This is a genomic window from Herbidospora daliensis, assembly GCF_001570585.1.
Taxonomy (GTDB): domain Bacteria; phylum Actinomycetota; class Actinomycetes; order Streptosporangiales; family Streptosporangiaceae; genus Herbidospora; species Herbidospora daliensis.
The window spans coordinates 631,426-644,311 of record NZ_BBXF01000003.1; the positions used below are offsets into that span (position 1 = coordinate 631,426).

Consider the following 12,886-nt stretch of genomic DNA (forward strand, 5'->3'; position numbering starts at 1 on the left):
TACGCTCGCCTGCTGTTCCTGTTCGCTTCCCCCGGGGGCAAAAACGGTGCGCGAGCGTGTCCGGTACATCATCGAGTCCAAGCGGTTCCAGCAGGCGATCATCGCCGTCATCCTGATCAACTCGGCCGCCCTCGGCGTGGAGACCTCCGCCGACGCGATGGCCCGCTACGGCGACCTCCTCCATCTCATCGACCGCGTCTCCCTGGTCATCTTCGTCGTGGAACTGGCCGCGCGGCTCTACGTCCAGCGCGCCCGGTTCCTCCGCGACCCGTGGAACGTCTTCGACTCCATCGTCGTGGTGGTCTCGCTCATGCCGGCCGCCGGCGGGCTGACCGTCCTGCGGTCGCTGCGGGTGCTGCGGGCGCTCCGGCTGGTCTCGGCGGTGCCGAGCCTGCGCCGGGTCGTGGGCGCGCTGCTCACCGCCGTCCCCGGCGTCGCCTCGATCGCGGCGCTGCTGGGTCTGGTCCTGTACGTCGCCGCGGTCATGGGCACCCGCATGTACGGCCACGTCGCCCCCGACTACTTCGGGACCCTGCAGACGTCGTTGTTCACCCTGTTCCAGATCATGACCGGCGACGGCTGGTCGGACATCACCCGCCAGGTCATGACCGTCTACCCGTCGGCCTGGATCTTCTTCGTCGTCTTTGTGCTGATCTGCACCTTCGTCGTGGTCAACCTCTTCATCGCGGTCGTGGTGAGCGCCATGGACGAGGAGGAGGTCGAGGTCAGCGAGCGCATCCTGGCCGAACTGGCCGAGCTCAGAGAAGAGGTCAGGTCGCTGCGCGAGCCCGCAGGCGCGCCGTGAACTGCGGGAACCACACCTGCCATCCGGCGACCGCCAGCAGGCCGAGCACCAGCCCCCAGCCGGGGAGCGGCAGCAGCCCGAGGACCACCGGCCCGGCGACGGCGGGCAGCGTCCAGCCGAGCAGCCAGCCGATCGGCGCCTTCGAGGCGGCCGCGATGACGCCCGACGTGAGGAAGTAGACGACCGTCCCGCCGCAGAGGGTCCACTTCACCGCCTCCTCCAGGTGGCCCTCCGGGTGGGCGACCAGCGCCCCGAGCCCGGCCGCGATGGCCGCGACCCCCGCGGTCATCGCGAAGTGGCTCGGCAGCGTGACCTTCGCCTTCACCTCCTGTACGGGGGCCGCGGAGGCCCCGTACCGGAGGGTGAGCCACCAGAAGCAGACCAGCAGCCCGAACCCGGCCATCGCCGACACGACCAGCGGGCGGGTCCACTCGATCTCCGAGGTGGCCACCACGACCTGCATGACCGCCTCGCCCAGCACGATGATCACGAACAGCCCGAGCCGCTCGGCGAGGTGGTCGCCGTCGACCCGCGCGGGCCGGGGCAGCGTGATCGGCCGCAACCGCCGGCCGCGCGCCAGCCGCCGCTCCTGATGCTCCTCGAACCGCTTGCTCATCCGGCTGAGCTGCTGCTCGCTGTCGCCGCCGCGCAGGAACGAGAAGGTCAGGTCGAGCGCGATGCCGATACCCCACAACCAGTAGCGGTTGGCCGGCTCGTGCGCCCAGATCGAGATCACCCACGGGATCAGCCCCGCGCCGTTCTGCGCGGCGGGCCAGCCGCCGAAGAACGTGTTCGTGGAGCCCCACGTGGAGGTGGCCAGCAGGCGGCAGTAGACGTAGGCGATGGCGAACGCGGTCCCGTGTTCCCCGGTGGCCTCCGGCACCGACGCGGCCATGACCGCGATCCCGAACATCGCCGCCAGCATCGCCCGCTGCCGGGTCTTCGGCCCGGCGACGTTGGCGTAGAGCGTGAACGAGGTCCAGACGCTCCAGATGGCGTAGTAGAGCCCCAGGAAGAGCAGCACTCTCTGGACGTCGAGAGGATGCTCGGGCGTGGGATGCAGGATGTGGGCCAGCTGCGCGACGGCCACCACGATGATCAGATCGAAGAACAGCTCCAGCCAACTGGCGTGCCGCTCGACCGCTTCCACCTCAGACACGCACAGGAATGTACGCGTTGCCCGCCCGGTGACATAACCGGCATCGCGTCAGACGATTCCCCGGCGCTCCAGCTGCCGTTCCATCGGCTCCGCCCCGGGGCGGTTGTCGATCTCGACGTGATCGACGACGGGCGGTTCGTCGACCTTGATCGCCTTCAGGTAGGCCGCGAACGCCGCCAGTTTCCCCCGGTCCCGTTCGAGCCCTCGGGCGACGATGCGCTCGCGCAGGGTCGCCGCGTCGGACCTGACCCAGAGCAGCCGGACGTCGCCGCCGCCCAGCTCCTCGGCCCATTCGTCCCAGCGGGACTTCGAGTGGACCTGGCCGGTGAAGGGGCCGCTCAGCAGGACGGGCGTGCCGTGGCGCCGGATCTCCCGGGCGGTGACGGTCATGCCCGCGTACTCGTACCTCTTGATGTGCTGGTCGTACCAGGGGCCCTCGCGCTCGCCCTCGTCGCGGCCGGCGGCGGCCAGGATCGCGCTGACCATGCCGCCGTACATGGTGTCCTTGTCGAGCAGGGCGGGCACCGGGTCGAGGCGGGCCAGCAGGAGCTCACACAGTGTGGTCTTGCCGCTCCCGGGCGGGCCCGCCACGATCCAGCAGGTCATCGGTCCTTCCTGGGCGGCCCCATCGGCTCGATCTTCGGATCGGCCCACGGGCCGTCCATCGCCTCGGGGGTCGCGGTCAGCCGGTGGGCGGCCATGGCGCTGACCCGCAGGCCGTAGAGCCCGTGGTCGGGGTCGATCGCCACGACGCCGTAGCCGACGTCGACTTCTTCCTTTTTCAGCCGCAGTTCGCGCAGCGCCATGTCAAGGGTGGCGCCGCGCGGCAGCCGTACGGTGATCAGAACCATCACACAACAACTCCGGTCGCCCTAGCATGCAGGGCCTCGACGATGCCGGGCACGTTCACGACTCCGTATCCGTAGTCGTAGTCATACCCCAGCACACCACGATCATCGGCACTTCTCATCAGCAAAGTCCTCAAATCGGACGGCGAGAGGACCGTGGACGGCACCCGCGACCGGATCGCCGCCACGACCCCGGCCGCGACCGGGCAGGCGGCGCTGGTGCCCGAGTCGGGCTCGCCGGGGCCGAACGCCCCCGACCCGGCGAAATGGGTGTAGGCGGCCAGGTCGGGCTTGCGGTCGGCCAGGCGGCCGGGGCCCTGCGAGGAGTAGCCGACCCGCTCGCCGGTCACGTCGACCCCGGCCACCGACAACACCGCCGGGTGGGAGTTGGCCCCGGTGATCGGCTGGTCGGGATAGGCGCAGCGGCCGTCGGGGCACTCGCGCCCGCAGTTGCCGGCCGCGAACAGGATGTCGGCCCCGGCGGCGGCCAGCGAGCCGACGATCAGGTTGAACGGGTGGGCGGGGTTGTCGGAGTAGTTGCCGGGGTGGCCGGGCGGGAAGTCCCAGTCGGGGGAGAAGGAGCCCCAGCTGTTGGTGACCACGAGAGCCCGCGACTCGGCGGGCTGGGCGTCGAGCACGGTGCGCAGGTGGGCGAAGGCGGCCATCGCGTCGGACAGCAGGCCGTCGAGCGCCGAGCCGCCGGGGCGGCGCGACAGCAGCACCGGGATGTCGATCACCGACGCCTTCGGGGCGGCCAGCAGCGCGTCGAAGGCGCACATCGTGCCGTGGTCGACGTCGAACTCGCCCGGCCGCCCGAGCACGCCGTCGGGCGACCAGCTGCGCTCCCGGTCGAGCGTGAAGTCGCCGCCCAGGGCGGCCGACACGTGACGCTGGTTCACCCCGGTGTCGGTGACGGCCAGGGCGACCCCGGAGCCGTCGTACCCCTCGGCGTGGAGTCTTTCGACGGCGAGCAGCCGGCGCACGTCGCGCCAGCCGCCGACGGGACCGTCGCCGCCGCAGGTGAGGGAGGTCTGGATGACCGGGTCGGCATAGACGCCGACCACGCCGCCCCGGCCGGGCAGCAGGGCCAGCCGGGTCGACACCTCGTCGTCGGCGATCTCGCCCCGGACCAGCACCGAGGCGTCGCGGGGCGCCATCGAGAAGATCAGCGGCTGGTTCAGCGACAGCGGGTCGCCGCCCGCGCGGGCGGGCAGCGGCCGGGGCACCGCGACGGGGGTGAACGTGGGGTCGAGCAGCACGCCGGGGAGCCCGTTGGCGACGTCGGCCGCGGTGGCCGTCACGGTGGGGTCGGCGACCGCGGCGACCACGTCGGGGGCGGGGCGGAGCTGGACGAGCACGCGCATGGGAGCTTCCATCCGGTCAGGGGGAGTCGACGCCCACCAATCTCGCGTACGCCCGCCGACCGGTCCACCGGATGAAGTCGCGTCAATCCACTCCGTACCCGTCGATACCTCCGGAGTGGTACGACGATCTAACTCCCCGGCTTGTGCAGCACGACGAAGCCGTCGCGTTCGAACACCACCATGTAGCCCGCCGCCCGGCGCTCCTCGACCGCGTTCTTCGCGTCGTCGACCGACCCCCACGGCCAGGCCCACTGCCCGAGGTCGGCCAGCACCCACGGCGCGCTGCGGGGGGTGGGCTCCCAGACCAGCACGGTCGTCCGGTGGGTCAGCATCGGGCCCATGTGGTTGGGCGCCTCGACCACCACGCCGTCGGGGATCACGGCCATCGCCTGGTACGCCGCCGCCGACCGGTCGTGCGGCTTGTAGAAGCCGGGGTCGGCGAGCTGGTCGAAGGCGAACCGGGGGACCTGGGTCAGCCCGGCGACGGCCACCGCGGCCGCCCACGCGATCACCGCGATCCGCTTCGCCTCGTCACCCCTGATGCGTCGCAGCAGCCGGGTCGCGCCGTCGACCCCGGCGCAGAAGACGATCGCCACGACGAAGGCGTTGTAGTGGTACTCGGTCGACCACCACAGGCTGTTCTCCGAGACGAGCCGCTCCAGCACCATCGGCGCGGCCGCCAGGATCAGCGGCGAGAACAGGCACAGGAACAGCGTCAGCCAGCAGAGCAGCACCAGCGTGTCGATCTTCCCGGCGTCGCCGAACACCAGGTGGAGGGTGTTGAGCGGATCGCTCACCAGCTTCAGCACCGCCGCCGGGAGCGTCTCGCCGAGGTGGGTGTAGCGCCAGTGGTTGTCGTTGGAGCCGCCCGCCCACGGGATCAGCACCCCCCGGATCAGCGCCAGCGCGCCGAGGCCCATCGCGGCCACGATCGCGCCGTCGAGCCGCCTGCGGGTCAGCGCCAGCGCCGCGCCGAAGCCGATCAGCATCAGCCCCATGTCCTCCTTGACCAGCAGCAGCCCGAACGCCGCGAGGTAGGCGGGCAGCCGCCGGCCCCGGTCGAAGCGCTCGATCATGATCGCGCTCAGCACCGGGACGAACATGACCTCGTGGACGTCGAAGTTGACCGCCTGGGCCACCGGGAACGACACCGCGTAGGCCCCGGCCACGAGGTAGGCGGCCACGACCCCCAGCCGCCTGCGGGCGTACATCCACAGGAACGGGATGGCGGCGGCGAACAGGGCGGCCTGGCAGATGATCAGGGTGCGGGGGCTGTCGTGGATCGCGTAGAAGGGGGCGAGCAGCGCGTAGATGGGGGAGAAGTGGTCGGCCAGCTGGAGGAAGTCGAGCCCGTAGCCCTTCTGCACGCCGACCGAGGGGGCGTAGGGCGGCCCGAAGGAGGCGTAGCCGCGCACCGCCTGGTCGACGATCACGAGGTCGAAGATGGTCGCCCGGAACGTCCCGAACCTCACCAGGCCGAGCAGCGCGTAGGTCACCGCCGACACCCAGGCCAGTGACCAGACGCCGATGCGATGAGGGGTCAGATGGCGGGTGATCGGGAGAAACACCATCACATCGTCCCAGAACCCCTGACGTGAAAAGCCCGTCCGCCTGGCCTCCGGGTGGCACATCCCCGTGGCGCCGAGGTCGGCGAGGTCGGCGCCACGAAGAACCGGAAAGCCAGGCGAACGGGAGTCTGGGGTCGCGTCAGGCCAAGGTGCTCAGAGTGGTGGGCGGTATCTCCACAGTGGTCGGATTGGCCAGGACGCGGTCGACCACGACCCCGGCCGCGCCGCGCGAGGCGGCGCCGAAGCCCAGGTCGGAGGCGACGAAGGTGCAGCGGGCGACGGAGCCGGTGACCCCCAGGCGGGCGAGTTCCGCCTGGGCGCGCGGGAGGATGTGCCCCTCCAGCCGCGCGAAGAAGCCGCCGACGACGATGACCCGGGGGTTGAAGAGCCGGACGAGGGTGGCGGAGCCGCGGCCCAGCCAGCGGCCGACCTCCGCCAGGGCGTGGTCGACCTGGGGATCGCCCGCCGCCAGGCGGCGCTCGATCTCGCTCAGGCGTTCCTCGGGGTCGCGGACGATGCCGTCGCGCACCCCGTAGGCGTGGTCGGGGGTGACCATGCGCACCAGCGCGGCCAGCCCCACCTTGGTCTCCCAGCAGCCGATGCGGCCGCAGCCGCAGCGCTCGCCGGAGGAGTCGACCATGACGTGGCCCACTTCACCGGCGAAGCCGTCGGCGCCGCCGAGGAGGCGTCCGCCGGCGATGATGCCGCCGCCGACGCCGACCTCACCGGTCAGGTAGACCATGTCGGTCGATCCGGCGGCCACGCCGTTGGTGAACTCGGCCAGCGCGGCCAGGTTGGCGTCGTTGGCGACGGTGACCGGGACGCCGGGGGCGACCTCCCAGAGGCGCTCGGCGACGGGGACGCCGTACCAGCCGAGGTTCGGGGCGACGTGGACGACCCCGTTGGTGCCGTCTATGAGGCCGGGCACGGCGACCGTTATCCCGGCCACCCGCACGCCCAGCATGTGGAGTTCGGCTATCGCGTCGCGGGCCACGCGGGCGAGCTCGTCGAGCGACTGCTCGGGCTCACAGCCCATGGCGTCGAACCCGACGCGGCGGTCGACCAGGACGCGGCCCGCCAGGTCGGTGGCGAAGGCGGCGATGTAGTCGACGTTGATCTCGAGCCCGAGGGCGCCGACGCCCGCGCCGTCGAGGGCCAGGGCGAGGCCGGGACGGCCGACGGAGCCGGCGTGCTGGGGGCCGATCTCGCGGATAAGGCCACGGGCTCGTAACTCGCCGACGAGGCTGGTGACGGTCGCCTTGTTCAGCCCGGTCTCGGCGGCGACCGCCGAACGCGAGCGGGGGCCGTGCTCCTGGAGGTGACGCAGGACGAGCGACAGGTTGGACCGGCGGATCATGGTCTGATCGACGGGCACGCCCGTGGAGCCGTTCCTGCCCAGCGCGGGCCCTGAGGTTAGTCGCACGTCTTGCTTCCCGTCGGTCTGCTTGCGGCCGTTCGTCTCGAATTAATTTGCATGCCTCGCCGAATTAAATGTCCTGGACGCATGTGCCACAAGTGTCGAACCGCTTCGCCTTGCATTACAGTTTCGTAACACGAAACTCTGGCCCGTTCCGCAGAGTCCCGGGTCTGTACACGGGGATGACAGGTGTGTTAGAAATCGGTAAATTCCATCAGCTGTTACGCAAAAGTTAGACGGAATGACGCATCTCAGTGACGTGGCACCGTCGTGATTTGCGTCGGCATGACCCCGATTTACCTGTTGTAGCCCGGGCACAAGCGCGGCGGCGCGCGCCTTGCCTGACTGAATCCCCTGGTCAGGAAAGGATCACCCCCTACATGTCTCGACCCCACCGGTTACGGGCGTTAGCCGCCCTGACCACGCTCCTGGTGACGATGGGCGTCGTCGTGGCGCCACCCAGCGCCCACGCGGCCGACATCCCGGCCTCGGACTACCAGCAAGTCGCGCTCGCCACCGGACCTGGCGAGCTCGGTGAGGCGATGTCCCTGGCCGTGCTGCCGAACCGGTCCGTCCTGCACACCGCGCGCGGCGGCCAGGTCAGGATCACCGACGTCAACGGCAACACCTCGCTCGCGGGCACGCTCAACGTGTACACGCACGACGAGGAGGGCCTGCAGGGCGTGGCGGTAGACCCGAACTTCGCCACCAACCGGCACATCTGGCTCTACTACTCGCCCCGGCTGAGCACCCCCAACGGCGACGCGCCGACGACGGGCACCCAGACCGACTGGAACACCTGGAAGGGGCAGTTCTACCTGTCCCGGTTCACGCTGACCACGGGCAACACCATCGACATGGCCAGCGAGGTGATCGTGCTGCGGGTCGACAACGACCGCGGCCAGTGCTGCCACGCCGGCGGCGACATCGACTTCGACGCCCAGGGCAACCTCTACCTGACCACGGGCGACGACACGAACCCGTTCGAGTCGAACAGCTACACCCCGATCGACGAGCGCACCAACCGCAACCCGCAGTTCGACGCGCAGCGCTCCTCGGGCAACACCAACGACCTGCGCGGCAAGGTGCTCCGCATCAAGCCCCAGTCGAACGGGACGTACACGATCCCGTCGGGCAACCTCTTCCCGTCGGGCACCGCCAACACCCGTCCCGAGATCTACGCGATGGGCCTGCGCAACCCGTTCCGGATGAGCGTCGACAAGGCGACCGGCATCGTCTACCTGGGCGACTACGGCCCCGACGCCGGCGGCGCCGACGCCAACCGCGGCCCCGGCGGCCAGGTCGAGTTCAACCGCATCACCTCGGCGGGCAACTACGGCTGGCCCTACTGCACCGGCAACAACACCACGGCCGAGACCTACAACGAGTACACGTTCCCGAGCGGCCCGTCGCAGGCCAAGTACAACTGCGCGGCCGGCCCGACCAACAACTCGTTCCGCAACACCGGCCTGCAGACCCTGCCGCCGGCCAAGCCCGCCTGGATCCGCTACGGCGGCGAGGCCGGCAGCCCGCCGGAGTTCGGCGGCGGCTCGGAGTCCCCGATGGGCGGCCCGGTCTACCGCTACGACCCGAACAACACCTCCCCGGTCAAGTTCCCGCAGTCGCTCGACGGCCGCTTCTTCGCCGGCGAGTACGGCCGCCGCTGGATCAAGGCCATCGCGGTGACCTCCTCGGGCGGCGTCGGCGAGATCAGCGGCTTCCCGTGGACCGGCACCCAGGTCATGGACATGGCCTTCGGCCCCGACGGCGCCCTGTACGTGCTCGACTACGGCACCGGCTCGGGCAACCAGGCCCTCTACCGCATCGAGTACATCGGCGGCGCGAACCGCAACCCGATCGCCAAGGCCGCGGCCACCCCGACCTCCGGCGTCGCCCCGCTCGCGGTGAGCTTCTCCTCGGCGGGCTCGTCCGACCCCGAGGGCTCGGCGCTCACCTACGCGTGGAACTTCGGCGACGGCACCACCTCCACGGCCGCCAACCCGTCGAAGACCTACACCGCCAACGGCACCTACAACGTGACCCTGACGGTCCGTGACAGCGGCGGCCTGACCGGCTCGGCGAACGTGACGATCACGGTCGGCAACACCGCCCCGACGGTCAACCTGCAGACCCCGCTGAGCGGCGCGCTGTTCAACTTCGGCGACACGATCCCGTACACGATCTCGGTCAGCGACCCGCAGGACGGCACGATCAACTGCGCCCGGGTGAAGTTCACCTACTTCCTCGGCCACGACAGCCACTCCCACCAGATCACCTCCAAGGACGGCTGCTCGGGCACCATCACCGTGCCGACCGACGGCGAGCACGACGCCGCCGCCAACATCTACGGCGTCTTCACGGCCGAGTACACCGACAACGGCGGCCTGACCACCACGGTCACCCGCACCCTCCAGCCCCGGCACCGCCAGGGCGAGCACTGGGGCGCCCAGAACGGCGTCCAGACCGCCCAGCACGCCGCCGCCGAGGGCGGCACCACGGTCGGGTTCGTCGACAACGGCGACTGGGTCAGCTTCACCCCGTACAACCTGACGGGCGCCACCTCGTTCGTCGCCCGGGTCTCCTCCGGCGGCGTCGGCGGCACCCTCGAAGTGCGCGCGGGCTCGGCGACCGGCACCCTGCTGGGCACCGCCACGGTGGCCAACACCGGCAGCTGGGACACCTTCACCAACGTCACGGCCAACCTGAGCAACGTGCCGACCTCGACGACCACGCTGTTCCTGGTCTTCAAGGGCGTCACCGGCCAGGGCAACCTGTTCGACCTCGACGCGTTCACCATCAACGGCGGCACGAGCAACCCGCCCGCCGGGACGATCGAGGGCGAGGCGTTCACGTCGAACTCCGGCGTTCAGACCGCGGCCCACGCCGCCGCTTCTGGCGGTCTGACCGTCGGCTACATCGACAACGGCGACTGGGCCGGCTACTCCAACGTCAGCACCTCGGGCAAGACCTCGTTCACCGCCCGGATCTCCTCCGGCGGCCCCGGCGGCACCATCACGATCCGCTCGGGCAGCCAGACCGGCGCCGTCCTCGGCACGGTCGCGGTCCCGAACACCGGCAGCTTCGACACCTTCCAGAACGTCTCCACGACGCTCAACGGGAACGGCACCGGCGCCCTCTTCCTCACCTTCACCGGCGGGTCGGGCGCGCTGTTCGACATCGACACCTTCTCGCTCGGCAGCACCCCGCCGCCGAGCACCACGGTCGAGGGCGAGGCCTTCACGTCCACCTCGGGCGTGCAGGTCGCCACGCACACCCCGGCGAGCGGCGGCCTGACCGCCGGGCACATCGAGAGCGGCGACTGGGCCGCCTACAACCAGGTCACCGTGAACGGCGCCACCGGCATCTCGGTCCGCTACTCCTCGGCCGGTCCCGGCGGGACCATCGAGGTGCGGGCCGGCTCGGCGACCGGGACGGTGCTCGGCACCCTCGCGATCCCGAACACCGGCGGCTGGGAGACCTTCGCCACGGCGACGGCGAGCCTGACGTCCGGCTCGGCGACGGGCCAGGTCGTGCTCCGGTTCACCGGCGGCTCGGGCGCCCTCTTCGACGTCGACACCTTCACCATCCAGAAGTGAGGCGGGACATGAAGCGCAGACTCCTCGGCGCGATCGCCGCGGCGGCCGTCGCCGCGACGACGCTGACGCCGACGGCGGCGCACGCCGCCGACCCGGCCTACCAGGTGCTCGTCTTCTCCAAGACGGCGGGCTTCCGGCACGACTCGATCCCGCAGGGCATCGCGGCGATCCAGGCCATCGGCTCGGCCAACAACTTCACCGTCACCGCGACGGAGGACGCCGGCGCGTTCACCGCCGGCAACCTGGCCAACTTCAAGGCCGTCGTCTTCCTGAGCACCACGGGCGACGTGCTGAACGCAACCCAGCAGACCGCGTTCGAGAACTACGTCAACGGCGGCGGCGGCTACGTCGGCGTGCACGCGGCGGCCGACACCGAGTACGACTGGTCGTACTACGGCAACCTCGTCGGCGCGTGGTTCCAGAGCCACCCGGCCATCCAGACGGCCACCATCCGCACCGAGGACCGCGCCCACGCGGCCACCGCCCACCTGGGCGGCACCTGGTCGCGATCTGACGAGTGGTATTCGTACCGCACGAACCCGAGAAACAGCGCGAAGATCCTGCAAAATCTCGACGAATCGAGTTACTCGGGTGGCGGGATGGGCGACCATCCCATCACCTGGTGCAAGAACGTGAACAACGGCCGCAGCTTCTACACCGGTCTGGGCCACACCCAGTCGACCTACGGCGAGACCGCGTTCCGCACGCTGCTGCTCGGCGGCATCCGGTACGCGGCCGGCTGGGCCAAGCAGGACTGCCGCGTCGAGACCGGCTACACGCCGATCTACAACGGCTCCACCACCGGCTGGTCGCAGGCCGGACCGGGCAGCTTCACCAACTCCGACGCGACCCTGAAGTCGACCGGCGGCATGGGCATGCTCTGGTACTCCGCCAAGGAGTACGGCTCGTACTCGCTGAAGCTCGACTGGAAGATGGACGGCGACGACAACTCCGGCATCTTCGTCGGCTTCCCGTCGTCCACCAACCCCCAGTCGGCCATCGACAACGGGTACGAGATCCAGATCGACGCCACCGACACCTCCGACAAGACGACGGGCTCGGTCTACGGCTTCAAGTCGGCCGACGTCGGCGCCCGCGACGCCGCACTCAACCCCCCGGGCGAGTGGAACGGCTACGAGATCCTCGTCGAGGGCGAGCGGCTGCGCGTCTACCTGAACGGCCGCCTGATCAACGACTTCACCAACACCGTGGCCAACCGGTCGCTCGTCCAGGGCTACATCGGCATCCAGAACCACGGCACCGGTGACGACGTGTCGTTCCGCAACATCCGCATCAAGGAGCTGAGCGGCAACCCGCCGCAGCAGCCGGCCACGATCGAGGCCGAGTCGTACACCTCGAACTCCGGGGTGCAGCCCGCCGGGCACGCCGCCGCCAGCGGCGGCACCACCGTCGGCTACATCGACAACGGCGACTGGGTCGGCTACAGCAACTTCTCCACCGCCGGGAAGAACAGCTTCTCCGCCCGCGTCTCCTCGGGCGGCCCCGGCGGCACCATCACGATCCGGGCGGGCTCCCAGACCGGCACGGTGCTGGGCACGGTCAACGTGCCGAACACCGGCAGCTGGGACACCTTCCAGACCGTCACCACCTCGCTGAACAGCAACGCGTCGGGCCCGCTGTTCCTCACCTTCAGCGGCGGCTCCGGCGCCCTGCTCGACGTCGACACCATCACCCTGACCACCGGCAGCACGCCGACGCAGACCACGGTCCAGGGCGAGGCGGCGACGTCGCAGTCGGGCACCCAGATCGCCGCCCACGGCCCCGCCGTCGGCGGCCAGACCCTCGGCCACATCGACAACGGCGACTGGGCCGGCTACACCCAGGTCACCGCGAACGGGGCGACCCGCATCACGGTGCGCTACAGCTCGGCCGGACCGGGCGGCCAGATCCAGGTCCGCGCGGGCTCGGCGACCGGCACCCAGATCGGGACGGTGACGATCCCGAACACCGGCAGCTGGGACACCTTCCAGAGCGTCTCGGCGAACCTGACGAGCTCGGCCTCCGGGGCGATCTTCCTGAGGTTCACGGGCGGCTCGGGCTCCCTGTTCGACGTCGACCAGTTCACCATCGAGAAGTAACCGCACCACCCGAAGCCCCGGGCGCCGCGA

Annotated in this window: 9 protein-coding genes; 3 read left to right on the forward strand and 6 right to left on the reverse strand. The window is 70.4% G+C overall.

The genetic code is table 11. The features are described 5' to 3' along the window. Nucleotides 1-46 precede the first annotated feature (46 nt). Entirely contained in the window at nt 47-805 is a 759-nt protein-coding gene (locus AW274_RS18075; protein ID WP_062433439.1) for an ion transporter, read from the forward strand. Here AW274_RS18075 and AW274_RS18080 read toward each other — a convergent pair. From AW274_RS18080 to AW274_RS18105, 6 genes are all read right to left on the reverse strand, one after another. Beyond that, nucleotides 771-1,964, reverse strand: a complete 1,194-nt coding sequence (locus AW274_RS18080; protein WP_198169266.1) for a low temperature requirement protein A — start codon at nt 1,962-1,964, stop codon at nt 771-773. The two genes, AW274_RS18075 and AW274_RS18080, sit on opposite strands and share 35 nt — an antisense overlap. A gap of 48 nt (nt 1,965-2,012) precedes the next feature. Then, nucleotides 2,013-2,570 carry a P-loop nucleotide/nucleoside kinase family protein gene (locus tag AW274_RS18085; RefSeq protein ID WP_062433445.1) on the reverse strand — a complete coding sequence of 186 codons (558 nt, stop codon included), beginning with the start codon at nt 2,568-2,570 and terminating at the stop codon, nt 2,013-2,015. After that, nucleotides 2,567-2,815 (reverse strand): hypothetical protein, encoded by a 249-nt coding sequence (locus AW274_RS18090; RefSeq protein WP_062331203.1) that lies wholly within the window; start codon nt 2,813-2,815, stop codon nt 2,567-2,569. The genes AW274_RS18085 and AW274_RS18090 overlap by 4 nt, the downstream gene beginning before the upstream one ends. Then, nucleotides 2,815-4,176 carry a S8 family serine peptidase gene (locus AW274_RS18095; protein ID WP_062433448.1) on the reverse strand — a complete coding sequence of 454 codons (1,362 nt, stop codon included), beginning with the start codon at nt 4,174-4,176 and terminating at the stop codon, nt 2,815-2,817. The genes AW274_RS18090 and AW274_RS18095 overlap by 1 nt, the downstream gene beginning before the upstream one ends. A 128-nt stretch (nt 4,177-4,304) precedes the next feature. Further along, nucleotides 4,305-5,747, reverse strand: coding sequence for a DUF2079 domain-containing protein (locus tag AW274_RS18100; protein WP_232320169.1), 1,443 nt, complete (start codon nt 5,745-5,747; stop codon nt 4,305-4,307). Nucleotides 5,748-5,883: 136 nt separating this feature from the next. After that, entirely contained in the window at nt 5,884-7,167 is a 1,284-nt protein-coding gene (locus tag AW274_RS18105) for an ROK family transcriptional regulator (RefSeq protein WP_198169267.1), read from the reverse strand. Between the two features lie 374 nt (nt 7,168-7,541). On the opposite strand from AW274_RS18105, the gene AW274_RS18110 reads away from it, so the two are divergent. Further along, a complete protein-coding gene (locus AW274_RS18110; RefSeq protein WP_062433451.1) occupies nt 7,542-10,757 on the forward strand; it encodes a carbohydrate-binding protein in 3,216 nt (1,071 codons plus the stop codon). Between the two features lie 8 nt (nt 10,758-10,765). Next, the gene (locus tag AW274_RS39280; RefSeq protein ID WP_083974433.1) at nt 10,766-12,856 is read left to right on the forward strand and encodes a ThuA domain-containing protein; all 2,091 of its coding nucleotides are present in this window, start codon (nt 10,766-10,768) and stop codon (nt 12,854-12,856) included. The last annotated feature ends 30 nt before the right edge of the window (nt 12,857-12,886 follow it).

What these genes read in the sequence shown, in the direction of transcription:
- AW274_RS18090 (WP_062331203.1), bottom strand. Translation starts at nt 2,815, where the DNA reads ATGGTTCTGATCACCGTACGGCTGCCGCGCGGCGCCACCCTTGACATG.
- AW274_RS18085 (WP_062433445.1), bottom strand. Translation starts at nt 2,570, where the DNA reads ATGACCTGCTGGATCGTGGCGGGCCCGCCCGGGAGCGGCAAGACCACA.
- AW274_RS39280 (WP_083974433.1), top strand. Translation starts at nt 10,766, where the DNA reads ATGAAGCGCAGACTCCTCGGCGCGATCGCCGCGGCGGCCGTCGCCGCG.
- AW274_RS18110 (WP_062433451.1), top strand. Translation starts at nt 7,542, where the DNA reads ATGTCTCGACCCCACCGGTTACGGGCGTTAGCCGCCCTGACCACGCTC.
- AW274_RS18095 (WP_062433448.1), bottom strand. Translation starts at nt 4,176, where the DNA reads ATGCGCGTGCTCGTCCAGCTCCGCCCCGCCCCCGACGTGGTCGCCGCG.
- AW274_RS18100 (WP_232320169.1), bottom strand. Translation starts at nt 5,747, where the DNA reads ATGGTGTTTCTCCCGATCACCCGCCATCTGACCCCTCATCGCATCGGC.